The organism is Deefgea piscis (assembly GCF_019665785.1).
GTDB lineage: Bacteria > Pseudomonadota > Gammaproteobacteria > Burkholderiales > Chitinibacteraceae > Deefgea.
In genome coordinates, this window is record NZ_CP081149.1 from 2,077,600 (window position 1) to 2,104,212 (window position 26,613).

Here is a 26,613-nt window from a genome sequence, read left to right on the forward strand (position 1 = left end):
CAGATCGAGCGATCTTGTTCGAGGCGCAATTCTAGCAGCTCAGCACAAAACCTGCCGCACCACGATTCTGCAGCCCGTCAATTTTACGGTTAACAGTGGTTTTGTTCGCGTGATTATGTCAGCCTATGCCGAACTTCATGCTTTTCAGGGCAAATCAATCTTGAACTACACCGACGACAGAATGGGCAATGAACCAGTCAAATCCAATCGAATCTTACCGATTTTTGTATTTTCCTGCGTATTGAGTATCGCGCTTTTTGTAGGTTATCGGTCGGGCTTTTTGCCGCATTACACATTCTTAATTGACAGCAATAAGATTGAGCTCATTCGTGATGATGCCAAATATCTGGCCGAGCAAGAACAACAGGATGAAGCAATTGATGACGCCAACCGTAAAATCATCGCAGCCAATCGCCAAGCCTTAAGCGCTTACACTGAAAATACACCGAACTCAGAATCAACATTAGAAATTCAGCACTCGGACCCGTCTGATCGCACAATAGTGACCAACGGCTACCAGTCAGAAGCCGCAACCTCGGCACAGGTGGTGAAATGCCTTTCCGCCGAAGGCCGTGTTGTTTATCAAGCAAGCAATTGTTCAAATAACGGGCTAACGCCGATCAAGGTTTTAACCCAGTCCGAATTGCAGCACTCTAGGGCCGACGCATTCCAAACCAACGCAGTCAGCTCATCGCCAGAAACCTACAGTCCAGTGATTGCACGCATCAATAACGAATCCAAGCGCAACTCGCCGTACTGTAAAAACATCGAATCCGAACGAGAACGCATCCGCGCGCAGCAGCGAGCGAACTCAACCCAATATTTGCGTGATCAATACAATCAACTCAGTAAAATCTGGCATGACGATTGTTTTAATACTTCTTAAGCTGCACGAGGAGGGGATTGATGCGTGCTAAATCAGGTCCATACCAACAAAGGAATACACGCCAAAACAAGGGAAACCTAGCACTTGCGCGGCGTAGATGAATCTCACCCACTTAGCTTTACATAATATACATTATGCGAACATATACTGCCGTACAGTAAAAAACATGACAAATATCAAATAACGTCGCTCAGTAGACGTTTAATCTAGCGGCATAGAAATTCAAGTCGCAGCAAGCTATAGAGATTTTATTAAGCCAGCAACGCTTATAGTTACGCTAATTTACCAGGCAAAGCTTTAGTGCCTAGTAAATAAAATCAGTGCATAATTTATAGATATACCAACACAACTGAAATACTACGGAGATCCCCATGACAGTTACCAACGTACAAGAACTTGACGCACTGGTCGCTCGGGTTAAAAAAGCCCAGCAACTTTTTGCCACGTACTCACAAGAGCAAGTCGACGAAATCTTCCGTGTTGCCGCTTTAGCTGCTGCCGATGCTCGCTTACCACTTTCTAAAATGGCCGTCGCCGAAACTGGCATGGGCATTGTTGAAGACAAAGTTATCAAAAATCACTTTGCTTCTGAATACATCTACAACGCTTATAAAGACGAAAAAACATGCGGTATTTTGTCTGTTGATGATGCTTTCGGCACAATGACAATTGCTGAGCCAATCGGGATTATCTGCGGCATCGTTCCTACGACCAACCCAACTTCAACGGCTATTTTCAAAGCTTTGATTTCTCTGAAAACTCGCAACGGCATCGTATTTAGCCCACACCCACGTGCTCGCAAATCAACTTGCGCAGCTGCACGCATCGTCCTAGAAGCGGCGATTGCTGCTGGCGCACCGCGCGACATTATTGGCTGGATCGACGAGCCAACGGTTGAATTGTCAAACCACTTAATGAAACACCCAGACTTGAACTTAATCTTGGCTACTGGTGGCCCAGGCATGGTTAAGGCAGCGTATAGCTCTGGCAAACCGGCTATTGGTGTTGGTGCAGGCAATACCCCAGTTGTTATTGATGAAACTGCCGACATCAAACGTGCAGTCGCTTCAATCTTGATGTCAAAAACATTCGACAACGGCGTGGTTTGCGCTTCAGAACAGTCGGTTATCGTTGTGGATAGCATCTACGAACAAGTTAAAGAGCGCTTTAACCAAAACGGCGGCTACATCTTAAGCAAAAAAGAAACCGAAGCAGTTCGTAAAGTGATCTTGGTTAACGGTGGCTTAAACGCCAATATCGTTGGTCAATCCGCAATCAAAATCGCCGAAATGGCCGGCATTAAAGTGCCTGCCTACACCAAAGTATTGATCGGTGAAGTGACTTCTGTTGGCGAAGAAGAAGAATTCGCTCACGAGAAGCTCTCCCCTACTTTGGCAATGTATCGCGCTAAAGACTTCTTTGATGCAGTAACTAAAGCCGAAGCCTTGGTGGCTTTAGGCGGCATTGGCCACACTTCATCGCTCTACACCGACCAAGATTTGCAAGCTGAACGCATCGCCTACTTTGGCGACAAAATGAAAACAGCGCGTATTTTGATCAACACCCCTTCTTCACAAGGTGGTATTGGTGACTTGTACAACTTTAAATTGGCACCATCACTCACTTTGGGTTGTGGTTCATGGGGCGGCAATTCGATCTCTGAAAACGTAGGCCCAAAACACTTACTCAACAAAAAAACTGTTGCGAAGCGAGCTGAAAATATGTTGTGGCACAAACTTCCAAAAAGCATTTACTTCCGTCGTGGCAGCTTGTCGATTGCACTTAAAGAATTGGGCGGCAGCAAAAAACGCGCAGCGATCGTTACCGACCATTTCTTGTTCAATAACGGCATGTGTGATGAAACCATCCGCGTTCTGAAACAACAAGGTTTAGAAGTTGAAGTATTCCACGAAGTCGAAGCCGACCCAACCTTGGCCGTTGTTCGCAAAGGTGTGGCGATGCTCAATAGCTTTAAACCTGATGTCATTATTGCGCTCGGTGGCGGTTCGCCAATGGATGCAGCAAAAATCATGTGGGTAATGTACGAGCACCCAGAAGTTCATTTTGAAGATTTGGCGCTGCGTTTTATGGATATCCGTAAACGTATCTACACTTTCCCAAAAATGGGCATTAAAGCTGAATTGATTGCCATCCCAACCACGTCAGGCACTGGCTCAGAAGTTACGCCATTTGCAGTGGTCACTGACGAAGTAACTGGCATGAAATACCCAATCGCCGATTACGAACTTACGCCAAACATGGCCATCATCGACTCAAACTTGGTCATGAACATGCCAAAATCGTTGACTGCTTTTGGTGGTATTGATGCGGTTACCCATGCACTTGAAGCGTATGTATCGGTATTGGCCAATGAGTTCTCTGATCCGCATGCTCTGCAAGCGCTCAAATTACTCAAGCAATACCTGCCATCGTCATACATCAATGGCGCGAACGACCCTAAAGCACGTGAACAAGTTCACAATGCGGCAACGATCGCCGGCATGTCGTTTGCCAATGCATTCTTGGGTGTTTGTCACTCAATGGCGCACAAATTGGGTGCTGAATTCCACCTTGCGCACGGCCTAGCTAACGCTTTGTTGATCAGCAACGTGATTCGTTACAATGCAGTCGATATTCCGACCAAACAAACTGCATTTAGCCAATACGATCGCCCACAAGCCAAGTGCCGTTACGCTGATATCGCTGAGCATTTGGGTCTGGCTGGTAAAAATGACGACCAGAAATTGGAAAGCTTGATTGCTTGGGTTGATGAACTCAAACAAGTATTGAACATCCCAATGTCGATCAAAGATGCTGGTGTTAATGAAGCCGACTTTATGGCGCGTGTTGATCGCATTGCTGAAGAAGCGTTTGATGACCAATGCACCGGCGCCAACCCACGCTTCCCATTGATTAGCGAACTCAAACAACTGCTTATCGACAGCTTCCACGGCCGCGCCTACAAAGAAACTTACGGCGTTGTCGCAGAAGTTAAAGCCAGCAAATAAGAAATAACTCGTTTTAACCTTAAAAAGCCCGCAAAAGCGGGCTTTTTGCTGTCGGAGGATTGTGCATCCACATGGTAAACTGCCCACCCACACCAAAAAACCGGTCGCTTGTGCATGTATGAATTATTAATTGGCCTTCGCTACACCCGCGCCAAGCGGCGCAATGGCTTTATTTCGTTTATTTCTTTGGTTTCAATCCTAGGGATTGCCCTTGGCGTTGCGGCGCTGATTATTGTTTTGTCGGTCATGAATGGTTTTCAAGAAGAAGTCCGTAACCGCATGCTCGGCATGACTTCGCACATTACGATCTCTAGCCCCGAAAACAGCTTGCAAGACTGGCATGCAGCAGCACAAATCAGCGCGCAAAATCCGCACGTTAAAGGCGCAGCCCCCTATGTGATGGGACAAGGCTTATTCACCAATGGCAGCCAAGTCAAAGGCGTTTTGGTGCGCGGCATCAACCCCGAGCTCGAACCCAAAGTCAGCGAATTGGCCGACAAAATCGTTAGTGGCCGGCTAGACACCTTACAACAAGGGCAATTTAATGTGGTGTTAGGCTGGGCCTTAGCGCAAGAGCTAGGCGTGGGCGTGGGCGACAAAGTCACCCTCATCACCCCGCAAGGACAAGTTACGCCTGCTGGTTTGCTGCCGCGCATGCGGCAATTTACCGTTGGCGGCATTTTTAAGGCCGACTACTACCCGTATGACGCCAATCTGGCGATGATTCATCTGGTGGACGCACAAAAACTGTATCGCACTGGCGAAGCGGTGAGCGGCGTGCGACTCAAAATCGATGATTTATTTAAAGCCCGCGAAGTCGCGCGAGAAATCAATCGCACCTTACCCGAGTTGATTGTTGCTGATTGGAGCCAAGAAAACCCAACGTATTTTCGCGCAGTCGAAATCGAAAAACGCATGATGTTTATTATCTTGACGTTGATTGTCGCCGTTGCCGCGTTTAACCTCGTATCGACCTTGGTAATGCTGGTGACTGACAAACAAGCCGACATTGCGATCTTGCGAACACTGGGCGCATCCCCTGCTTCGATTATGAAAATCTTTTTGGTCAACGGCGCAATTTCGGGCTTTATCGGCACTGCGGCCGGCGTCGCAGGTGGCGTATTGGTTGCGGCCAATATTGGCACCATCGTGCCTTTTATTGAAAAAATCATTGGCGCACAAATTCTGTCTGCTGATGTGTATTTAATTACCGAGTTGCCATCCAAAATCATCGCCAACGACGTCATTAGCATCGGTGTTATTTCATTGCTATTGGCGCTATTGGCAACGCTTTACCCAAGCTGGCGTGCATCGCGTGTTAATCCGGCGGAGGCGCTACGCTATGAGTAACATCATTCTTTCAGCAAAAAACCTGAGCAAAACCTACCTTTCTGGTCAACTACAGACCCCAGTATTAAGTGCGGTGAATTTCGAACTCAGTCGCGGCGAAATTGTGGCGATTGTTGGTGCTTCGGGCTCGGGCAAATCCACCCTATTACACTGCCTTGGCGCGCTTGACTCGCCAACGAGCGGCGAAGTTCGCCTACTAGAGCAGGATCCATTCTTGCTCAACGAAACCGAACGCGGTTTATTGCGCAACCATCAATTGGGCTTTGTGTATCAGTTTCACCATTTATTGCCCGAGTTTACCGCCGCCGAAAATGTGGCGATGCCGCTATTCATTCGCCGAATGAATAAAGCTGCCGCACTAACACAAGCGCAGGCCATGCTCGACAAAGTCGGTCTTGGCCATCGAAGTCAGCACAAGCCGAGCGAATTATCGGGCGGCGAGCGCCAACGCGCTGCTATTGCGCGGGCACTGGTCACCAATCCAGCTTGCGTATTGGCGGACGAGCCGACCGGTAATTTGGATCGTAAAAATGCCGGCGTGGTGTTTGACTTGATGCTAGAGCTGGCCCGGGACAGTGGCACTGGCTTTGTGATTGTGACGCATGATACTGACTTGGCCGCGCGCTGCGATCGCTCGCTGCGTTTAGACTTTGGGGTATTGAGCTAGCCATAGCAAAAATGATTGCCTAGCAGCATATACCCATAATTATTGTGATTAAGAAGGAACCCAAATGACTCAATTTAACCTATTGGCCGACTTAGAACAGCGCGGCCTGATCGCCCAACAAACTGATGCCGTCGCACTGGGCAAACTAATGGAAGAAAACAAAATCACTTTGTATTGTGGTTTTGACCCAACGGCAGACAGCCTGCACATCGGCAGTCTGGTACCGATTTTGGTACTAAAGCGCTTTCAACAAGCCGGCCACAAGCCCATCGCCTTGGTCGGCGGTGCCACCGGCATGATTGGTGACCCATCATTTAAAGCGGCTGAGCGCAAACTCAACACGCTGGATGTGATTGAAGGCTGGGTCGGCAAAATCCGCGCCCAAGTTTCACCGTTTTTAAGCTTTGAAGGCAACAATGCTGCCATTATGGCCAACAACCATGACTGGTACGCCAAGATGGACATCTTGGCTTTTTTGCGCGATATCGGTAAGCATTTTTCCGTTAACAATATGATTAACAAAGAATCAGTAAAACAACGGATTAACCGCGACGGCGACGGCATTTCGTTTACCGAATTCACGTACAGCCTGCTGCAAGGTTACGATTTTGTGGTGCTCAACGAGCAATATGGTTGCCAATTGCAAATCGGCGGTTCAGATCAATGGGGCAATATCACCGCCGGCACGGATTTAACCCGCCGCATGCGTCAGCAAGCGGTGCATGGCTTGACGATGCCTTTGGTAACCAAGTCAGACGGCACCAAATTTGGCAAAACCGAAAGCGGCACCATTTGGCTTGATCGTAAAAAAACCTCGCCGTACAAGTTCTACCAATTCTGGTTGTCGACGGCCGATGCCGACGTGTACAAATTCCTGCGTTACTTCACCTTTTTGAGCGTGAATGACATCGCCGCGATTGAAGCGGCCGATTTGGCGTCCGGCAAAAAACCCGAAGGCCAGCGCATTTTGGCCGAACAAGTGACTGAGCTGGTGCACGGCAAAGACGCGGTCATCGCCGCCGAGCGCATCAGCCAATCACTATTTGCCGAAGACCAAAACGCGCTCACTGAACTCGACTTTGAGCAACTCGCGCTTGATGGTCTACCAACGTTTAAATTGGCACGCGACGCCAATGGCTTGATTGATGTCTTGGCTGCGACTGAGCTTGCCACGTCAAAAAGCCAAGCCCGTGGCTTTATCGAAAGCGGCGCAGCGATTGTCAATGGCGCGAAAATCACTGATTTAACCGCAACCATTACTGAAGCCGACTACAAATTCGGCCGCTACACCCTACTTCGTCGCGGCAAGAAAAACCACGCTTTGGTAGTTTGGCAGTAATTAAAGGTATTGCGCCGCAGCCTAATTGTTTTGAGATCTGCAATTGAATACACAACAAAAAGCCCAGCATCAATGCTGGGCTTTTTGTTGTCAATGCGAGTCGGCAGTGTAAATCTTGCCTCCCACACACTGCGCCTTGCTTTTGCTCGCTGAATACGAATATTTTCGTGCTCTAGTTTTATTAATACAAAAACCGCCCCGTCATATCACCCAAATTCGTTTCAGCGAGAATCTGCGCTATTTTTTCTCGGGCTTGTTTGCGCGGGGCATCTTTGCTTTGGCTGGCGATGATGAGCTCGTTTTTCATCGAGTGCTCCCAGCCGACCAGCTCGGTAACGGTCACTTGATAGCCATTAGCCTGCAGTTGCAAGCAGCGCAGTACATTGGTTAGCTGACTGCCAAATTCGCGGGTATGGATGGGGTGGCGCCACATTTCCGCCAGTGGTGTACTAGCTAAGGCTTTGCTTTTGTGTTTGCGCAGCACGCTGGCGACTTCGGCTTGGCAACACGGCACTAGCACCATATGACGGGCGTTTTTTTCTAGGCCGAATTTGATGGCATCGTCGGTGGCGGTATCGCAAGCGTGCAAGGCCGTCACGATGTCGATTTGTGCCGGCATTTCTTTGGCGCTGGCGGCGTCTTCAACCAGCATATCCAAAAAAGTCATGCGCTCAAAACCACAGAGCGTGGCTAGTTCACGCGATTTTTGTACTAATTCAGCCCGAAACTCGGTACCGTAAATATGCCCTGCCGGTTTATCTTTAAAAAACAAATCATAAATAATAAAGCCCAAGTAAGACTTACCTGCGCCATGATCAACCAGCGTGACATTCTCATGATCAGCCAGTGTTGATTTGAGCAAGGGCTCAATAAAATTAAACAGGTGGTAAACCTGTTTAAGCTTACGTCGGCTGTCTTGATTTAGTTTGCCATCGCGCGTGAGAATATGCAGCGCTTTTAATAGCTCAATGGATTGGCCAGCGCGAATTTCTGGAATGGCGTTCATATTAAATCCTATCTAAGTAATTCTTTCGGTATTGCTCCATCTGCAAGGCATTTCAAAGCCTTCTTACAGATACATATCATTCAAATTTAAGCGCCAATGTGACTATTTACACTTACCAGAAGTGCCACTAGCCGCAATTGGTTTCGATGCTACAGTAGCGAACTAAAAATTGACTTCAGTGTCTGTTTAGTGACGCTATTTTCTTGTTAGGCTTTTACCCCGCCCAATCGCTACCAATACGGGCATGCGCTAGCGACAAGTTATATCAATCATGATCGGTGCGCCTTAGCGCGCCATGCGGTTTGGACTAGGAACATTATGAAACGGATTTTACCGCAATCATTCACCAAGGTGCGCGCCACTAGTGCGCTTTCGACGCAAGCATCTTGGCAAAAAAGACATTTAGCATGGTTGACAGCAGCCGTGTTTTTACCACTTAGCTTGATGGTGACCGCTTACGGTGTGGTTGAATACGGCCCGATCGAGCCGGTCAATGTGCGCCAAGTCACACAACAACTCATCACCCCTAAAATTATTTCAGCGCAGAGTGATACGCCATTCTGGCGTGAAGAAATCATTCAAACCGGCGACGGGCTGGGCAAGTTGTTTAATAAACTATCGATCAACGATAACCAAGCATGGGAATTCATTCGCACCGACCCCAGCGCAAAAGTATTGTATGAGTTGTCGGCTGGGCGTTTAATTCGCGCCCAAACCACGCCCGACGGTCGTTTATTACAAATGAGCTACCTCAATAAAGCCGGCAATTTGATTCAAGTGATTCGCAATGGCGAGCAACTTAGCACCCAAATTGCGCCCGCCGTATCGGAGAAATACACCCAGCAAAAATCTGGCACGATTAGCAGCTCTTTTTATGGCGCAACCGATGCAATCGGCCTACCCGATGAAGTCGCCCAACAGTTAATCGAAGCTTTTGAGCAAAAAGTCGACTTTCATAACAGCCTTAAAGCCGGGGATCACTTCTCGGTGATTTACGAAGTTGAGAAAAGTGGCGGCGAAGACTTACGTACCGGCCGGATTTTAGCCGCACAATTTACCAATAACGGCCAAACACACGAGATTTACTGGTTTGCTGGCGCAGGAATTGAAGGCGCTTATTTTGATCAAAATGGCGAAACTTCAGGACAGAGCTTTATGTCTTCGCCAGTGAAGTTCTCACGGATTAGCTCAGGATTTTCACGCCGTTACCATCCGGTATTATTTAAATGGAAATCACACAAAGGCGTTGATTACGCTGCACCAACAGGCACACCCATCTACAGCGCAGCCGACGGTGTAGTAACACGCGTAACTCGTGATGCGGGCTATGGTAAGTTTGTTGAAATCAAACATGGCGACCAATACAGCACGTTGTACGCACATATGTCGGCCTTTGCCAAAGGCTTGAAAGCTGGGCAAAGCATTAAAAAGGGCGAGGTGATTGGTGCCGTGGGCCGCACGGGCCGTGTCACCGGACCACATTTGCATTACGAATTCAAAGTCAAAGGCACGCAAGTTAATCCATTGACGCTCAAGCTACCCAATAGCAAACCGCTCAATGCCACGCAATTGGCGCAATTTAAACCACAAATGATGCGAACAAAGCAACAATTAGCACTACTGAGCAAGGTAGAATTGGCCAAATTGGATTAATTCACAGGATGTAGCGGCAATGGCGCAGAGCAATCTTTATATTGGGCTCATGACAGGCACCAGCTTGGATGGTATCGATGCAGTCATCGTCGACATGCAAGGCACAACGCCACGCTTGGTCGCCAGCTTGGGCGCGCCACTGCCGCCACTACTGCGCGCGCAATTATTGCAATTACAAAGCGCGTCGCACGATGAAATTCATTTGGCGCAACTCGCGGCCAATGCGCATAGCCTGGCCTCTGCCGATGTGGTGGCGATGCTGCTCGAAAAAGCGCAACTCAAACCCGATGCTATTCGGGCCATTGGCAATCATGGGCAAACCATTCGTCACCGCCCGGAGCTAGGGTATACCCTGCAAATCGGCAATCATGCTCTGCTTGCTGAACATACAGGCATTACCGTAGTCGGTGACTTTCGATCTCGGGACGTTGCTGCGGGCGGGCAAGGCGCGCCGCTAGTGCCCGCATTTCATCAAGCTGTGTTTGCTAGCCCTCATCAAAATCGGGTGGTGCTGAATATTGGTGGTATTGCTAATTTGAGCTGGCTAGGTCAAAACCAGGCCATTACAGGCTTTGATAGCGGCCCGGGCAATGTGCTAATGGATTTGTGGATCCACCAACATCTAGGGGTCAATTACGATGCCGATGGTGCTTGGGCGGCCAGCGGTCAAATCTTGCCTGATTTACTGACGCGCATGCTCAACGAGCCATTTTTTGCCCTTAGTGCCCCCAAAAGCACCGGTCGTGATTTATTTCATCATGCATGGTTAGAGCAACACTTGCTAGGTCGGAACGATAAACCAGCTGACGTGCAAGCGACTTTATGTGCACTCAGCGCTTACAGTATGAGCCAAGCCATTTTAAGCCAAGGGCGACCAGATAAAGTACTGGTCTGTGGTGGTGGCGCACACAATCAGCAGTTGATGCGTCTTTTGGCCCAGCAACTCCCTGGCCCGGTAAGCAGCACTGCCAGCGTTGGCGTTCATCCCGACTGGGTTGAAGCATTTGCTTTTGCATGGCTGGCCGAGCGCTGCATAAACGGGCTAAGCGCCAACCTACCTGCTGTTACCGGCGCGCAAGGCCCACGCATTTTAGGGGCCATCTGGCCAAACTAAGTTCAGTAAAATCAAAACACTGACACGACCAATCAATTCAAAACACGGCCGCAGACAGCATATGAGTATTAAAATCGACAAATCGCTACACCCACAATTACAACACGCCATTCAGCGCTATTGCCAAGAAGAACTCGATACCGATATTGGCGAACTGCAAGCGACGTTGGTGCTGGATTTTGTACTGCGTGAAATCGGCCCGCATATCTACAACCAAGCGATTCGCGACGCGCAAAACCACCTGGCACAACAAGTGGAGTCGCTTCCGGAGCATTGCTTTGAAGTCGCTACAGGGTATTGGAATAAAAAAGCCCAGCGCTGATGGGTATATCAATCTAAATCTTATTTAACAAAGACTAGATCAACATACCCCAATACATTTCTTAATTTCAATCCATCCATTGTTGCCGCAAAAAAATCAAGACGCGGCTAAGCTCTTGCGCCGTGTCTAGCGCCGAATAGCCGCGCTAATGACCGCCCTGCGCTTTTTCAAAAAACAGCACGTTGCGCCCAAAATCGTGCAACTTGGCAACCATTTTTCTTGCGTGCCCCGGATGAACTAGATCATCATGACTGACGCAACTTAGTAATACAGCAGAATTAACCATCACCTTCAAGTCATTAGGATGAAAGCATGTCAAGTGTACGCGCGTCTTTATTGGGTTTGGGCATCAGTATTGCAGTGGGTTTGGTGCTGTCTGCTGCAATTGTCAGTTATACCGCCAACCGCATCGGTAACAACAAGCAATCAGTCTCGGTAAAAGGTTTAGCCGAAAAAGCAGTCAGTGCCGATCAAGCGCGCTGGACGATCACTGTAAACGGGGTTGGGGCTAGCTTGCCAGAGGCCTTTGCCCATTTGCGCGCCAACCAACCCATGCTGCTGACGTTTTTAAAGCAACAGGGTTTTAAAGATCAACAGATTTCAAGCAGCCGCGAAGCGCATCAAATTGTCTATAAGCAAGACGCTGTAGGCCGCCCGACCCGCGAGATTGAGCAATACATTGCCAGCCAAAACGTCATGCTCGCAAGCAATGATGTGCAAGCGGTGGATAAAGCCGCTGGCAAAATCGTACAGCTGACTGAAAGTGGTTTGCCAATTCAAGTGAACGACCCAGAGTTTTTAGTCAGCACCCTCGAAGCCGTCAAAATGTCGCTAATTGCCAACGCAACCCGCAATGCGCATGATCGTGCCACTGAATTTGCCAAAACTGGTGGCGCACAAGTCGGCGCAATGAAATCAGCCACCCAAGGTGCATTTTATATCCTGCCTGCCCAAGGCGGCGGCAGCAACGATGATTACGGTGGCGCTTACGACAAATCCACTATCGCCAAACTCGCCCGAGTCGTCGTAACGGTGGAGTATGCGATTAGTCAATAGTGCTCATGCCAATCAGGGCGCAAACAACGAGTGGCATCGTCAGACTATCATCAAGTTTAAATTCAACTATATTTATCTTGTCAACTTATTGTTTTACTAGAGGCTGACTTTTTGTGGATAAATCCGGAACTTGCGCAAAGGCTTCCGCTTCTTTGCGCCCGGTGGTCAAAATTCAGGTGGCGAACAGGAGGCACAATGATGGTTAGCAATAATGGCAAAGTGGCACTGATTACGGGTGGCAACAAGGGCTTGGGCAAGGAAATTGGACGGCAGCTCGGGGCACTGGGTTACACGGTGGTGCTTGCTGCGCGGGATGTGACAGCGGGGGCAGCCGCAGCGGCAGAATTAGTGGCTGCTGGCTACGATGCGCACACCGTGCGCCTTGAGGTCACGCAGGCTGACGACATCCATCATTTGGTGAGTTATATCGAATCTACTTTCGGCAAACTCGATGTACTCGTAAATAATGCAGGGATCGCGCTTGAGTTTGACGGCAATCCGACCAATGCCGACAAAGTTCGCCGCACCCTTGAGGTTAATCTGATTGCGCCTTACGCGATCACTGAGGCGCTGGTTCCTCTACTAGCGCGTAGTACAGATGCGCGGGTGATTAACCAATCGTCGATACTCGGCTCGATTAGCAACGCAGAAGCTGCTTGGGAGCAAGTGGCCGGATTTACTGCGGCAGGTTACTCGTGTTCCAAGGCCGGTTTAAATATGCTGACCTTGATCCAATCAAAGACGCTGAGCGACCAAGGAATTGCAGTCGCTGCGGCTCACCCCGGCTGGGTCAAAACCGATCTTGGCTCACAAGCTGCGCCGATGGAGGTGGATGAGGGAGCCAGCACGGTCGTGACTCTGCTTACCATAGACCGTGCGCAATTTCCGCACGGCCAGCTGCGGCATAATGACGATCGCTTGCCTTGGTAGGGTAAGAAGGCGGGCAGCGCCTGCCCTGCAGACGTTCGATGTTACGTATTTCAGGGGCACAGCCCCCTGAAATACATTTTTCTTTGAGCGTTCTTAAAAAACCAAACGCTTATTTTTGTTTCTGATTGGTTTTGCCTTTCCACGAATCAGCACGTCCTGTGGTTCACGATTTAAGTTTTTTCGTTACCTTACTGCATTAGTTTATTTGCCCCAGCAAGATGAGCAGCTCATCCAAAGCCGCATCAAAATCGAATTCATTCACTGCAGCGCATACTTTGCGCGCCGCCTTTTCAAGCTCGCTGCCTTTGACTAAATCGCCTATCTCCTCAGCCAGATCGGCGGCCTCTGCGTCGTTATCCTCCAGTAAGGCTTTTAGCCGCTTTAAAAGTGGTCTCAAGGCCTCTAGCGCTAGAGGTGCAGCAGGCGCCGCCCAAGGTACAGTCGCATCAGCTGAAGCGGGTTTATCCAGTGCATCTAGTCCCACAATCACCGGCACTAGCTCGGCGAGCACCTTGGCCAATAGCTCATCGAGCACTGCATCGGCAGCACCTAACTCGCAAGCCGACTCTAATTGACCGGCCGCCGCCTGCAGCGCTTTGGCACCAATGGTGCCCGCAGTACCTTTTAAAGTGTGTGCTGCTCGCTCTGCCGCCCTTGCATCAGTTCCCTGACGCGCAGCAGCAAATAAGCTGGCAAAGTCGCGCTGCCCTTCCCTGAATTTAGCCAGTATTTTGCGATATAGATTGATGTTGTTTTGCGTCGTTGCCAGTCCTGCGCTCACCTCGACCCCAGGCAGATTCGGCAGACCCGACTCATCTTTGGCCGCCAAACTTGTCACAACGCTCGCAACTGGCGGCTTAGCCGACGAAAACCATTTGGCGATAGTGGTAAACATATTACCGACGTTGAGCGGTTTGGCGATGTGATCGAGCATGCCCGCTTCAATCACTTTGTCTCGGTCGCCCGCCATCGCGTTGGCCGTCATCGCGACAATCGGCAAATGGCGGGTGAGCGGATTCTGGCGAATCGCCCGCGTCGCCGCGTAGCCGTCCATGACCGGCATTTGGCAATCCATGAGCACGCCATCAAATTGCTGATCGAGCGCTAGAATATCTAGCGCTTCTTGACCATGATTGGCCACGACTACGATCATTCCGGCTTGCCCTAGTAACTCCTTCGCCAGTTCCTGATTCATATCATTGTCTTCAACCAGCAACACCCTAGCTCCAGCTAGTTTGGCCATGGCCTCTTGATAAGTGTGATCTTTTTGGTCGGTTCGGGTTTCTGTGACCACGTCTTTGCCAAGCGCTTGACTTATCGCGACCAGCAAAGTCGACGCCGTGACTGGCTTGCTCAGTACCGAGTTCAGCGCCAGTCCCGTAGCGCCACTAACGGCCTCATCACCACCATAGGCGGTCACCATAATGACCGCAGGGGATTTGGTGTAGGGCCGGCTTTGTAATTGCATAACCGTTTCCACTCCGTTCATGACGGGCATTTTCCAGTCCATGAGTACCAGATCGTAGTTCTGCGTACTCCTTTGTGCCTCATCTAGCATTTTCAGCGCCTCATGACCGCCATCGGCCACATCGGCCACCATGCCAAAACTGCGTGACATGGACGATAAAATTTCACGCGCCGACGGATTATCATCGACCACCAGCACCTTGATACCTCGCAACTCATCGGCGCGGAACATCCGACGTTGCACAGGGCTGGCCTGCAAACCAAAACGGGCATGAAAGTGAAACACCGATCCTTTGCCAACCTCACTTTCAACCCAAATCCGGCCATGCATTAACTCGACTAGCGTTTTTGAAATGGCCAGTCCCAAGCCAGTGCCGCCGTATTTGCGCGTCGTTGATGCGTCTGCTTGGCTAAACGATTGGAACATCTTGCCGCATTGCTCTGGCGTCATGCCGATGCCAGAGTCTTTGACCGAAAAGTGCAGCTCGACCCCGTCGTCGTCTTCAAACACCTTTTCGATGCTAACAATCACTTCACCGTACTCAGTGAATTTCACCGCATTATTGCCAAGGTTGATCAACACCTGGCCAAGCCGCAAGGAATCTCCGACCAAGGTGGTCGGCACATCAGGTGCAGTATTAAATAACAACTCCAAGCCCTTGTCTTCCGCCTTCATGCCGACTAAATGCCCCAGGTTGTCCATTACATCTTCGAGCCGGAAATCAGTTTGCTCCATCGACATCTTGCCGGCTTCTATTTTCGAAAAATCGAGAATGTCATTGATAATCCCCAATAGGTTTTCACCCGAACGGTGCACCTTCTCGATGTAATTGCGTTGCTTTTTGTCGAGTTGCGTTTGCAGTGCTAGATGCGACATGCCGATGATCGCGTTCATAGGGGTGCGAATTTCATGACTCATATTGGCTAGGAAGTTGCTCTTGGTTTGAGTCGCCTCTTCGGCGATCTGCTTCGCGTCGCGAATGGCGTCTTCAGCCAACTTGCTCTCGGTGATATCCACCGTGACACCGTACATATCGGTGGCCGTGCCATGCTCATCGCGCACCACTTGCCCCATGGCGCGCACCCAGATTACGCGGCCATCACTTGGCCGTTGATAGGCATAAGTCGCATCGTAACGCGGCACGGTTCCTGCCAACGCTGCGGCGTAGTTTTGATACATCAACTCAGCAGCCTCTTTATTGGCTTTTTCAGCATTAGCAAAGCACTCTTTGCCAAGGTGATACAAGCAATCTGGCCGTGGCGGATCACCTAAGATGGTGGCGTTACGCTCTGAAGAGATGTAATACTCGCTGCCTTGATTCAGCGGGATATGCCAGTGCCCAGCGCGTGTCAGTTCAAGCGCTTGTTCGTTGAGGAAATTGGCGTGCTGTAAGGCTTTTTCGGCCTGCTTACGCTCGGTGATATCGGTGGCAATACCACACATGCCATATACCTCGCCTTGCTCATTAATCAGTGGCAATTTGGTGGTGATATAGTCGCGTGGCCCTAGCTCAAGATGCGGTACACGTTCTTCATAGGTTTGCCGCTCACGACTCACCATTACTAGCCTGTCTTGCGTTGTAATTGCGTTAGCAACTTCGAGTGGCATGACGTCTAAGTCGGTCTTGCCAATAATTTCTGTTTTGGAGATGCCAGTCGCTCGTTGATATTCGTCGTTAACCAACAAATGACGCCCCTGCAGGTCCTTCATAAAAACCACTGAATTGATACTGTCAACCAGTGTGCGCGTTTGTGCTTGGCTAGTACGGATAGACTCTTCAAATTGCTTGCGCTCAGTGATGTCCTGATGGATACCCGCCATCCGCAGTACTTTACCGTTCTCATCTCGCGATACAGCATCGCCGACGGCCAAAATCCAGCGAGGCTCACCGGATTTTGTTTTCATGCGTATCTCTAATCGATGCACGGGGATTTCATTATTTACAAACTGGGTAAATTTTTGCACAGCGTCGTCTACATCGTCCGGATGAACCATATTTATCCAGCGCTCGGCCGTATTGCCGTACAAGGCATCGAGCTCCTCACGCTGATAGCCGAGCATTTCCGACCAGATATTATTGGTAATCAGTTCATTGATATCCGACTGCCAGTCCCACAGGGCCAGATTGGCAGAGTTCAATGCCAGCTCCAAGCGCTCTTCGCTGACTGCGCGGGCATTTTCGGCGGCCTTGCGCTCAGTGATGTCGCGAAAAACCACCACGCTACCGACCAAAACCTCATTCTTATAGACTGGCGTAGTTGAATATTCGACGGGAACTGGGCTGCCATCCTTGCGCCACAACACTTCGTTATCCACGGTGCGCGGTTGTCCATCGACCGTAGTCAGATACATCGCACATTCACTGCGTGGATATTCGCGACCATCGGGATAATGATGATGTACCAAGGCGTGCATTCGATTGCTAATCAATTCTTCTTCGGTAAACCCAAGCATGTCTAACACCGCCGAATTCACGAACGTCATGTATCCGTCCATATCCATACCGACAATGCCGTCGCCGACCGCGCCTAGAATCAGCCGACTACGCTCTTCAAGCGCCACCATTCGATCTTCAGCGGCTTTACGATCAGAAATATTACGCACAGTAAAGCAAACGCAGCCTCCGCGGCCGCCCAACGCCGGTAATGGCGATAACCCCACTTCAACTGGGAACTCACGCCCACCGTTGCAAATACCTTGCAACTCAAGACTTTTAATGGCCAATGAGTTGGCATTGACTTCGCTGGAATGGCTATCGAGCAAGGCGACGTGCAGCTCTTGAGCGGCGGGCAGCAAGGCATCGATGCTCAATGCTGCTAATTGCGCTTTGCTGTAGTCAAACATGGCTTCAACTTGGGCGTTTGCCAACACGATCACACAGCGCTCATCAACCACCAGCATGCCATCTGGCGCGGATTCGATAATGCCACGAAACCAAGCATCAGTTGCCCTGAACTCCTCTTGCTGAGCCTCAAGCGCAGACGTTTGCAACTCTAGGCGCATTGCTTGTTGCTGCATTTGTTCGGCCTGTTGTTGCGTTTCCTTGAGTAACTGCTGAGTCTTGCCGTTACGTGCCAAGATTTCCAAACTCATCGCCAACATGGGCATCACATCATCAAGCAATGACTGTTGTTCAGCGTCGATCAAATCAAAAGTTGCCAGTTCAACCACCGCCAGCAGGCGATCATTTCGCAATACGGGTAGCACAGCAATACAGCGCGGGACAGTTTCGCAAAAGCTGGAGCCAATGCGAATATAATCAGCAGGCGGTTGAGTGATGATGATTGGCGTGCGCTCTAATGCGCACTGCCCCACCAAGCCTTGCCCCATATTGAAACACTGGTCTAGATGCTTGCGCTCAAAGTTGGCATAGCCACCAAACAAGCGCAAGTGCTGCTGCTCTGCTTCGTACACATAAAAAGCGCCGTGCCCAAGCTTGAGTAAAGGCGCAATGGTAGACAGCAATTTTTGCCCTAATTCGCTGAATGAATTGGCCGTTTGCAACTCACTAGACAGTGAAGCTAGATGCGTCTTGTTCCAGCGCTGCGCAGCCAATTGCTTGGCTTCGGCCTGTAGCACTGCGATGGCCCTAGCAAGCTCACCCACATCATTAGGGTAGTCAGTGTGTGGCACCAGCAGATTAAGCCTCCCTGCAGCCAGCTGCTCAACTGCATCGCGCACTCGGCCAATAGGCCTGCTGATCGATCGGCTGAGCAGCCACGAAAACAAGACCCCAATCAACAAACCACCGATCAACAACTGAATGACCAGCCGCTCGTTTGCTTCGGCCAATGCTTTGATATATTGCTCTGCAGTCAGTGCTGAAACTTCTTTCACCTTCACAATATTGGCTAAGGCATCGTCAGCACCCCACGCTACTTTTTGATAGTCAGGCGATGCCACAAATGCGAGTGGTTCATTTTGTCCGACTTTTGATGCTTCAATGGCACGCGCCAAATTACGGTGGTACTGCACAAAATAGTCATCAAACTGTTGTAAATACTGCTTAGCTTCTGGCGTATTAATATTTTTACGCGCGGCTTCAATCGCGCTGTGAAGGCCAGCCTCGGAGTCCGTAATTTTTTTTAACGCCTTCTCGCGGTCAGTCTGATTGCTGGAGATCAAAAACTGGCGCAAAGAGAGTCCCATGCGGCCATAGTGAATTCGGGCCTCTTTAATATCGGATATACCCTGAAAATCACGGATTGCGACCGCTGCAAATTCGGTCGAAATTTGGCGCTGCGCCTGCAGGCCGAACACCCCAACCAGTAGCGCCACCAGCAAGATGGCGCCAAACCCCAATGCCAACTTGCGACTTAAGGCCGCGCGCTCAAAAAAAGTCATTAGCCTTTTCATACTTTATGCTCCACCTCATCAATCCGCACTACTCAACTTGGGTCAGTGACGGCGGCGGGTTGCGACTAATTACGGCTCTAGAACTGCTTGCCAAATTGCTTTAACTCGCCGATTGCACGCAGCCTTTATTCACTCAAAACTTGGTCAAGAAAACGAATCCACTGGGCGGCTGGCAAATACCACCGCTTGCGGCGACAGCAACAGGCGGATACTGGCGCCGTCGCGCAACATAGCTCGACTTTGTTCATTCCGGTGCGGCCACCACGGAACCCCTTACGATGGCGCTCTTGATATTACCCAGATACACCGGCGCCACCGAACAGGGGCCGATGCCCGCTATTGGGCGAGCGCCTGCTTTATGTATTCGCCCTTTTTCTGTATATCCTCATCTGAATCAGCAAAACGCAAGGCAATGGCACGAAATTCATCCTGAATTTCCAGAAAAGCATCAACCATATCGGGGTCAAAATGGCGGCCTTTGCCATCGAAAATGATGTGTATGGCTTTTTCATGCGGCATACCCGTTTTGTAAACACGGCGACTAATTAATGCGTCGTAGACATCGGCCACCGCCATCAAGCGGGCCGAAACCGGAATTTGATCGCCAGCAAGTGCCTGCGGGTAGCCAGAACCATCCCATTTTTCTTGGTGTGATAAAGCGATTTCCTTGGCCATACTTAGAAAATCAACCTGCGTGCCGAGCGATTTTTCTGCATGGGCAATCGCCTCATATCCCAGCGTGGTGTGGTGTTTCATAATCTCGAACTCATACGGCTCGAAACGCCCCGGTTTGAGCAAGATGCGATCAGGAATGCCCACCTTGCCAATATCGTGTAACGGAGCCGATCTAAACAACATATTGATATTGCTGGGCGTGAGGTAATCGACAAAACGCGGGGGGTTTTGCAGCTTTTCGGCCAAGGCGCGTACATAGTATTGCGTGCGGCGAATGTGGTTGCCGGTATCCAAATCACGCGTTTCGGCCAGCGTCGCCATCGCCAAAATGGTGACATCCTGAATCGCAATGACTTCTCGCGTGCGCTTGGCGACCTCTTGTTCGAGGTAGGCATTCTGATCCAGCAGAAAATCAGCAGCCGCTTTGACCTGCAATTGGGCATGCACCCGAGCCAATACAATCGGCGGGCTGATCGGCTTGGTGATGTAATCGGCACCGCCCAGTTCCAGACCTTTTTTTTCATCCTCGGTACTGGTCATTGCGGTAAGAAAAATGATCGGAATATGTCGTGTTGCCGGATCTTTTTTAAGTACCTCGCAAACTTGATAGCCATCCATACCGGGCATCATGATGTCGAGCAAGATCAAATCTGGCGGGTTTTCACTCTGCACAATCTTGAGCGCTTTCTCACCGCCAGTGGCCACTTTCACCTTGTAAATATCTTGCAGCAAGGCCGACAGCAGCGAAACATTAACCGGCGTGTCATCGACAACTAATATTGTGGCTTTTTCTGTTAAGTCGAGCGCATCCATTGTCATTCCCGAGTCGATAGAAGTAAGTATGTAGTCAGCAATCGAATAAACACTACTTTGTTATAGCCGCTCCAGGGATTTATTGCATAACATCGAAAGTCAAAAAATGCATTCACGTAAATAAGGATCAGCAAGGCGTCAATATACTATCTGGTGATCGGCTTGGCGCAGCAAGTGAGTTCGCTAATAATAATGGGTATTGCCATCTAGCCATTATTTAATCAGTGGGGCTTTGTTGCACAAATCAACTAGAGGGTAAGTCACCCCTAACCCCAGACGGATTTATCCCACTCTTACCGTCATTGGCGTACCCAGTTGCGTGAAGCGATTTAAGATCGCTGCACGCACTTGCAACTCAGCCACCTGACGATCAAAGTCCCGCGCCATCACTCGTTCACCCAATAGTTTGAAGCATTGCATTTTGGTTTCTACCAAGCTACGTCGATGATACCCAGACCATTTTTTCCAGATGGCCCTACCCAAGTATTTGGTCGCCCGTAAGATGTCATTCCGCGCTCTCGCTCCGGCCGTATTTTCTTTCCGAAATTGTGCATTTTTCCGTGTAGGAATAATCGCTGCCGCACCTCTTGCCGCAATGGCATTGTGGCATTCTTTGGTGTCGTAAGCGCCATCACCGTAAATCGCCGCAATCTGTTCAGACTCGGGAATCTGATTCATCAATTCCGGCAAAATGGGCGCATCACCTGTTTTGTTATCGGTGACCTCGATGGCACGAATTTCAAGGGTTTCGGCATCAATGCCGAGGTGAACTTTACGCCACTGCCTACGATATTCAGCGCCGTGTTTTTTGGTTTTCCATTCACCTTCACCGAGCATTTTGATGCCTGTGCTATCGACGAGTAAATGCAGTCCACCCTGACTTTGACGGGCCGGAATCGTGACTTTCAGCGTTTTTTGTCGACGAGAGATCGTGCTCGAATCAGGAACGTTCCAATCTAAGTTGGCGAGCCGAAGTAGGCTTTCAACCATGCCGGTTGCTTGGCGCAATGCGAGGCCAAACAGGCATTTGATGGTGAGGCAGAATTGAATGGCAGCATCGCTAAAAGTGGGGTTTCGTCCGCGCTTGCCAGTGGGCTCAGCAGCCCATTTCAGCGCTGGATCAAGCCAAATCATTAATGCGCCACGCGATTTCAAAGCTGCGTGATAGCTTGGCCAGTTGGTGGTTTTGTATTTGTGGGGTGCTGGTTTGCTCATATCGCTATTCTATATCGCTATTCTACCAGCAGCATTGCGCCGCTGATTTGTGCAACAAAGCCAATCAGTGGCAGATGGCAATACCTATCTAATCCATCAATCGCTGCTGCAAAAACACCAGCGTTCGGGCGAGTTCTTTAGCGGTTTCGGTGGCGTTTTGGCCGGTTTGATGGCCGCCGTGGGCTTTTTCAAAAAACAGCACTTCGTGCCCTGCTGCGGCCAGTTTTGCAGCCATTTTTCTGGCGTGAGCGGGGTGAACTCGGTCGTCACTACTGGCGCAACTGAGGAGTATTTTTGGGTAGCGGCTCGTGGCTGCACTGGCGATATGCTGATATGGTGAATACGCGGCTAACACAGCGTGCTGGTCCGGAATTTTTGGGTCGCCGTATTCGCTTAACCAGCTAGCACCTGCGCCCAGCTCGGTGTAGCGCAGCATATCTAGCAACGGCGCTTCGCACACCACAGCTTCAAATAGCTCGGGGCGCTGCGTGAGACAAGCGCCAACCAATAGGCCGCCGTGGCTACCACCCTGTATCGCTAATTTAGCTGCCGAGGTATAGCCCTTGACCATCAAATCCTCAGCAATGGCAATAAAGTCATCAAAACTCACTTGCCGCCCAGCGCCTTGCGCCGCTTGATGCCAAGCTGGGCCAAATTCTCCGCCGCCGCGAATATTGGCGACAACAAAAGCCCCGCCTTTAGCCAACCATTGCGGGCCCAAATTGTCGACGTAATACGGCAACAAAGACTGCGCAAAACCGCCGTAACCATAAAGAATGGTCGGTGTTTGTCCATCCAAAGCCAAAGACTGATGATGCACGATAAAATAAGGAATTAGCGTGCCATCTTTGGCGCTGGCAAAACGTTGCTGTTGAATAAAATGTTGGCTATCAAACGCCGCCACTTGTTGGCGCAGCATTTCTGGCGCTTGCTGGCCGAGTAAATCGTAACGATACAGCGTGGCTGGATGTAAAAAATCGCTGTAATTGAAATACAAAATATCGGTTTGCCAAGGCTGATCAACAAACTCGATCACACCGCCCTCAGGCAACAAATTGGGCTGCTGCTGCCACTCCCCTTGCTGCCAAACAAAGCCATGCACCCGACTTTTAACGCAATCGAGCATCGCCACTACGAGACCGTTTAATGTGGCCTCAATGGTTTGAATGCTTTGCTGCGCCGTTGGTGCAATGAGCAGTTCAATTCGACCGAACTGCGCGGTTTTTGCATCGCACGCCACCGCCAGCAATGCACCAACCGGGTAAACCTGCCCTTGTCGCGACCAATTGCTGGCTAATTTAACGATAAGATCACCTTGGCTATACGCCAAAATTTCGCAACGCAAAGGCAGTGGCAAATGCTGCAATTGCAAGGCATCATCCAAGTGGTAATAGGCTTTTTGATCAAGACTGTGTGCGGCCTCGATCACATCAAATACCGTGCGGTCGCCATCTAAAAACCGCCAAGCCTGCGCCCTGAGCGCTGTTTCTGGCAGCACCACCAAATTATCTGCGTCATCCCAAGCTTGCCCGCGCTGCAATAGCCACACTTCACACGGCAAGCCCGCTTGCGTCAGTTGACTCTCGTCCCAAGCTGGCGCAACAAAAACGCTATTGGCGTCTCGCCAATGAATAACATTTTTTCCAAAGGGAAATCGAAAGCCGTTCTCAACAAAGCATTGCTGTTCAATATCGTATTCACGGCATACATGCCCGTCTGAACCGTTGATACTCAAGCTGATTAAGCACAAATTGGCTTGCAAAATGCAGTGTGAAATCCCCGCCAGCTGCCACTTCACCTCCTCAATCTCGGCCAATTGGTCCAAATCAAAGACGATTTGCCATTGCGGATCGGTGCTTTGGTACGACGCCAATGTGGTTCGACGATAAACACCACGCGGCTGCGTGCTGCCTTGGTAAAAATGATAAAGCCAGTCGCCATGCTGGGCAAAATACGGGATTTGTTGTTGATCTTGACTAAATTGCAAGATTTGCTCGGTCATGATAGCAAAGCGCGGATCGGTGTCTAAGGCGTTGCGAGTACGCAAATTTTGCGCAGCAATCCAGCTTTGCGCTTGATCGTGGTTTTCAAGAAAAACAAAAGGATCTGAATGTGGCATAGGCGGTAACTTAACGAGAAGCGCGTCAATATACGCCAATGGCGTTAGCTTTCAACGCAAAAAAGCCACGAGCTAGCTCGTGGCTTTTTAAACACCAACTAATTACTTGGCTTTGAAGGTGTACAGCACTGTTTTGCCTGCCTCAACCGAGCCGCTCGCCACACTTTCTAGTGCTTGGAACTGATCAGCGTTGGACAAAATCACTGGACTAATGATCGACGCAGCATGGGCTGCTAAATAATCAAGATCCAATTCCAAAACTGGGTCGCCCGCTTTAACACGTGCGCCTTGCTGTGCTAGACGAGTAAATCCTTGCCCGCCTAATTTTACTGTTTCGATCCCAATATGCACGATCAATTCAGCACCTGAATCCGTCACCAAAGCAAAGGCGTGATTGGTATTAAAAATCTTCACCAATTCACCATCACAAGGCGCCACAACGATTTTGCCTGTCGGGCGAATGGCAACACCTTCACCAACCGCTTTACTAGCAAATGCTGCATCAGGCACTGCTTCGATCGCAACTACTTCACCACTAATCGGTGCCAATAGGATCGTTTCATTGCTATTTACTACGGGTGCTACGCTCGCCGCTGCTGGTGCAGCAGCAGGCGCAACTTCCATTACTTTTTTGTTGAAGACGCCAACTGAATACGCAAAGCGTCTGCAATCAATTCAGCTTTAGGGCCAACAATGATTTGTACACTTTGTTTGTTCAATTTAATCACGCCACTTGCGCCCAAGCTTTTTGCTGCAGCTTCGTTCACTAAATCAGCATCAACCACTGACAAACGCAAACGAGTGATACATGCATCAACGTTGGTCACATTGCTGGCACCGCCAACAACAGTCACATACGCCATCGCTAATTCGCCAGTACTACCTGAAGCTACAGCAGCAGAAGCAGCTGCAGATTCTGGTGTTGCGATTTCTTCGATAATTTCGTCTTCACGACCTGGTGTTTTCAAATTCATGGCAGTGATCGCTGCACGGAAAGCGAAGTAGTAAACCGCAAAGAATACTGCGCCTTGACCTAACAACATGAACCAGTCTTTGGCCAATGGATTGCGCGAAGACAAGACCATATCCACCAAACCAGCACTAAAGCCAAAACCAGCAATCCATTGCATGCTTGCGGCGATGTAAACCGATACACCGGTCAAGAACGCGTGCAATACATACAATACTGGTGCTACGAACATGAATGAGAATTCAAGCGGTTCAGTCACACCGGTAAAGAATGAAGCAAAACCAGCGGCGATCATGATTGATGCAACGCGTGCTTTGTTTTCAGGTTTTGCAGTGTGGTAAATCGCCAATGCCGCGCCTGGCAAGCCAAACATCATGATTGGGAAGAAACCAGCTTGGTAGATACCCGTTACACCGAGAACTGCCTTGCCTTCAGCGATGGATTTAGCGCCACCCAAGAAGTTAGGAATATCGTTAATGCCGGCAACGTCAAACCAAAATACTGAGTTCAGGGCGTGATGCAAGCCAACTGGAATCAACAAACGGTTAAAGAAGGCATAGATACCAGCACCTGTAGGGCCCATATCTTTAATGCTCATACCGAAGTTAACCAAGCCGTTGTAAATCACTGGCCAAACCGCCATCAAGACAAAGGCAACAACAATCATCACAAACGACGTAATGATTGGCACACAGCGACGGCCACTGAAGAAGGCCAATGCTTTGTGCAACTCAACTTGACTAAAGCGGTTGTAAATTTCAGCCGCGATCACACCCGTTAAGATACCAATAAATTGGTTGTTGATTTTACCAAAGGCCGCTGGCACGTCTTTGAGTGCGATGCCTTCGATTTGCGATACTGCGCCTGGCGACAAAAGTGTCGTCAAAACGTAGTAGCCAACCAAACCGGCCAGTGCCGCAGCACCGTCTTTATCTTTGGACATACCGTATGCAACACCGACTGCAAATAGAATCGACATATTGTCGATAATTGCAGCACCGGCCTTGATCAAAAAGGCTGCAGTGGCGCTATCAGCACCCCAGCCGTTTGGATCAAGCCAGTAACCAATACCCATCATAATTGCAGCGGCTGGCAAAGTTGCCACCGGCACCATCAGCGCACGGCCGATTTTTTGTAAATAACCTAAAATATTCACGACGCATCCCCTTTTTTACATGTTCACCAAAATGGTGATCTGCACCATGACTGCATGCAGTGTTATTCGCTCGTAGAAGAAACAGCTGAACTTATTCATGCTCCTTTGTATTGATCAATCAACCGCAGATTGAAAATACGCAGCACCGAACCCACTTCAATAACAAGACTTAATCCTTTTGGTGTCATTACGGCCTGACATTTTGTGGCTCACCTTGCTATTGGCTCAGTGTTTTTTGCATGAATGGTTTCGATCTTTGTCGATACTTTTTCCAGAACAACCAAAACCCAAACTCATTCTCTGCTACAAGTTTTGCCATATTGTTGAGTTTGCTCAACAAGCTCAATGGCATTTGCAACTTCTTAAACATTTGTTACAAATGTTTACATATAAAGATGTAAGTTAAGGCAAATAAAATTCCATCAGCATCAAAAACGCCAATATTTCATGCTTTGAATGGAATAAGTCGGTTTCGTGAGTGAATTGCTTCGGTTAGAATGATCCCCTTTT

General features: G+C 49.6%; 17 protein-coding genes. 10 read left to right on the forward strand and 7 right to left on the reverse strand.

Features of this window, described 5'->3' with window-relative positions; genetic code table 11:
• Positions 1–115 precede the first annotated feature (115 nt).
• The 5 genes from K4H25_RS09680 (at position 116) to tyrS (ending at position 7,250) form a co-directional block, all read left to right on the forward strand.
• Complete coding sequence (locus K4H25_RS09680) at positions 116–886, forward strand: hypothetical protein (protein ID WP_221020320.1); 771 nt, start codon at positions 116–118, stop codon at positions 884–886.
• A gap of 371 nt (positions 887–1,257) precedes the next feature.
• Complete coding sequence (gene adhE / locus K4H25_RS09685) at positions 1,258–3,894, forward strand: bifunctional acetaldehyde-CoA/alcohol dehydrogenase (protein WP_221020321.1); 2,637 nt, start codon at positions 1,258–1,260, stop codon at positions 3,892–3,894.
• Between the two features lie 108 nt (positions 3,895–4,002).
• Positions 4,003–5,244: a lipoprotein-releasing ABC transporter permease subunit gene (locus K4H25_RS09690; protein WP_374706345.1), complete on the forward strand. Its 1,242-nt coding sequence runs from the start codon at positions 4,003–4,005 to the stop codon at positions 5,242–5,244.
• Positions 5,237–5,911: a lipoprotein-releasing ABC transporter ATP-binding protein LolD gene (gene lolD, locus K4H25_RS09695; RefSeq protein ID WP_221020323.1), complete on the forward strand. Its 675-nt coding sequence runs from the start codon at positions 5,237–5,239 to the stop codon at positions 5,909–5,911. Before K4H25_RS09690 ends, lolD begins: the two co-directional genes overlap by 8 nt.
• A 64-nt stretch (positions 5,912–5,975) precedes the next feature.
• A complete protein-coding gene (gene tyrS, locus K4H25_RS09700; protein ID WP_221020324.1) occupies positions 5,976–7,250 on the forward strand; it encodes a tyrosine--tRNA ligase in 1,275 nt (424 codons plus the stop codon).
• A 181-nt stretch (positions 7,251–7,431) separates the two neighbouring features.
• Here tyrS and K4H25_RS09705 read toward each other — a convergent pair whose 3' ends face one another.
• On the reverse strand, positions 7,432–8,256 hold the full coding sequence (locus K4H25_RS09705; RefSeq protein WP_221020325.1) for a class I SAM-dependent methyltransferase: 825 nt from the start codon (positions 8,254–8,256) through the stop codon (positions 7,432–7,434).
• Positions 8,257–8,574: 318 nt separating this feature from the next.
• Here K4H25_RS09705 and K4H25_RS09710 point away from each other — a divergent pair, with 318 nt between their 5' ends.
• The 5 genes from K4H25_RS09710 (at position 8,575) to K4H25_RS09730 (ending at position 13,331) form a co-directional block, all read left to right on the forward strand.
• Positions 8,575–9,909 (forward strand): M23 family metallopeptidase, encoded by a 1,335-nt coding sequence (locus K4H25_RS09710; RefSeq protein WP_221020326.1) that lies wholly within the window; start codon positions 8,575–8,577, stop codon positions 9,907–9,909.
• Positions 9,910–9,928: 19 nt separating this feature from the next.
• Positions 9,929–11,023: an anhydro-N-acetylmuramic acid kinase gene (locus tag K4H25_RS09715; protein WP_221020327.1), complete on the forward strand. Its 1,095-nt coding sequence runs from the start codon at positions 9,929–9,931 to the stop codon at positions 11,021–11,023.
• Positions 11,024–11,084: 61 nt separating this feature from the next.
• The gene (locus K4H25_RS09720; RefSeq protein WP_221020328.1) at positions 11,085–11,345 is read left to right on the forward strand and encodes a DUF2164 domain-containing protein; all 261 of its coding nucleotides are present in this window, start codon (positions 11,085–11,087) and stop codon (positions 11,343–11,345) included.
• 312 nt (positions 11,346–11,657) lie between these two features.
• Positions 11,658–12,401, forward strand: coding sequence for an SIMPL domain-containing protein (locus K4H25_RS09725; RefSeq protein ID WP_221020329.1), 744 nt, complete (start codon positions 11,658–11,660; stop codon positions 12,399–12,401).
• A gap of 195 nt (positions 12,402–12,596) precedes the next feature.
• Positions 12,597–13,331 (forward strand): SDR family NAD(P)-dependent oxidoreductase, encoded by a 735-nt coding sequence (locus tag K4H25_RS09730; protein ID WP_221020330.1) that lies wholly within the window; start codon positions 12,597–12,599, stop codon positions 13,329–13,331.
• 196 nt (positions 13,332–13,527) lie between these two features.
• Here the strand turns inward: K4H25_RS09730 and K4H25_RS09735 are convergent, their stop codons facing one another.
• The 6 genes from K4H25_RS09735 to nagE form a co-directional block, all read right to left on the reverse strand.
• Positions 13,528–19,143 carry a PAS domain S-box protein gene (locus K4H25_RS09735; protein WP_221020331.1) on the reverse strand — a complete coding sequence of 1,872 codons (5,616 nt, stop codon included), beginning with the start codon at positions 19,141–19,143 and terminating at the stop codon, positions 13,528–13,530.
• Positions 19,144–19,491: 348 nt separating this feature from the next.
• On the reverse strand, positions 19,492–20,643 hold the full coding sequence (locus K4H25_RS09740; protein WP_221020332.1) for a response regulator: 1,152 nt from the start codon (positions 20,641–20,643) through the stop codon (positions 19,492–19,494).
• A 282-nt stretch (positions 20,644–20,925) separates the two neighbouring features.
• On the reverse strand, positions 20,926–21,858 hold the full coding sequence (locus K4H25_RS09745) for an IS5 family transposase (protein ID WP_221020333.1): 933 nt from the start codon (positions 21,856–21,858) through the stop codon (positions 20,926–20,928).
• Positions 21,859–21,946: 88 nt separating this feature from the next.
• Positions 21,947–23,977 carry a prolyl oligopeptidase family serine peptidase gene (locus K4H25_RS09750; protein ID WP_221020334.1) on the reverse strand — a complete coding sequence of 677 codons (2,031 nt, stop codon included), beginning with the start codon at positions 23,975–23,977 and terminating at the stop codon, positions 21,947–21,949.
• A gap of 102 nt (positions 23,978–24,079) precedes the next feature.
• On the reverse strand, positions 24,080–24,601 hold the full coding sequence (locus K4H25_RS09755; protein WP_221020335.1) for a PTS sugar transporter subunit IIA: 522 nt from the start codon (positions 24,599–24,601) through the stop codon (positions 24,080–24,082).
• Positions 24,601–26,103: an N-acetylglucosamine-specific PTS transporter subunit IIBC gene (nagE, locus tag K4H25_RS09760; protein WP_221020336.1), complete on the reverse strand. Its 1,503-nt coding sequence runs from the start codon at positions 26,101–26,103 to the stop codon at positions 24,601–24,603. Before nagE ends, K4H25_RS09755 begins: the two co-directional genes overlap by 1 nt.
• Between the last annotated feature and the right edge of the window lie 510 nt (positions 26,104–26,613).

Excerpts from the sequence above, each read along its gene's own strand:
- K4H25_RS09680 (WP_221020320.1), top strand. The coding sequence starts at position 116 with ATGTCAGCCTATGCCGAACTTCATGCTTTTCAGGGCAAATCAATCTTG.
- adhE (WP_221020321.1), top strand. The coding sequence starts at position 1,258 with ATGACAGTTACCAACGTACAAGAACTTGACGCACTGGTCGCTCGGGTT.
- lolD (WP_221020323.1), top strand. The coding sequence starts at position 5,237 with ATGAGTAACATCATTCTTTCAGCAAAAAACCTGAGCAAAACCTACCTT.
- tyrS (WP_221020324.1), top strand. The coding sequence starts at position 5,976 with ATGACTCAATTTAACCTATTGGCCGACTTAGAACAGCGCGGCCTGATC.
- K4H25_RS09705 (WP_221020325.1), bottom strand. The coding sequence starts at position 8,256 with ATGAACGCCATTCCAGAAATTCGCGCTGGCCAATCCATTGAGCTATTA.
- K4H25_RS09710 (WP_221020326.1), top strand. The coding sequence starts at position 8,575 with ATGAAACGGATTTTACCGCAATCATTCACCAAGGTGCGCGCCACTAGT.
- K4H25_RS09715 (WP_221020327.1), top strand. The coding sequence starts at position 9,929 with ATGGCGCAGAGCAATCTTTATATTGGGCTCATGACAGGCACCAGCTTG.
- K4H25_RS09720 (WP_221020328.1), top strand. The coding sequence starts at position 11,085 with ATGAGTATTAAAATCGACAAATCGCTACACCCACAATTACAACACGCC.
- K4H25_RS09725 (WP_221020329.1), top strand. The coding sequence starts at position 11,658 with ATGTCAAGTGTACGCGCGTCTTTATTGGGTTTGGGCATCAGTATTGCA.
- K4H25_RS09730 (WP_221020330.1), top strand. The coding sequence starts at position 12,597 with ATGATGGTTAGCAATAATGGCAAAGTGGCACTGATTACGGGTGGCAAC.
- K4H25_RS09735 (WP_221020331.1), bottom strand. The coding sequence starts at position 19,143 with ATGACTTTTTTTGAGCGCGCGGCCTTAAGTCGCAAGTTGGCATTGGGG.
- K4H25_RS09740 (WP_221020332.1), bottom strand. The coding sequence starts at position 20,643 with ATGGATGCGCTCGACTTAACAGAAAAAGCCACAATATTAGTTGTCGAT.
- K4H25_RS09745 (WP_221020333.1), bottom strand. The coding sequence starts at position 21,858 with ATGAGCAAACCAGCACCCCACAAATACAAAACCACCAACTGGCCAAGC.
- K4H25_RS09750 (WP_221020334.1), bottom strand. The coding sequence starts at position 23,977 with ATGCCACATTCAGATCCTTTTGTTTTTCTTGAAAACCACGATCAAGCG.
- K4H25_RS09755 (WP_221020335.1), bottom strand. The coding sequence starts at position 24,601 with ATGGAAGTTGCGCCTGCTGCTGCACCAGCAGCGGCGAGCGTAGCACCC.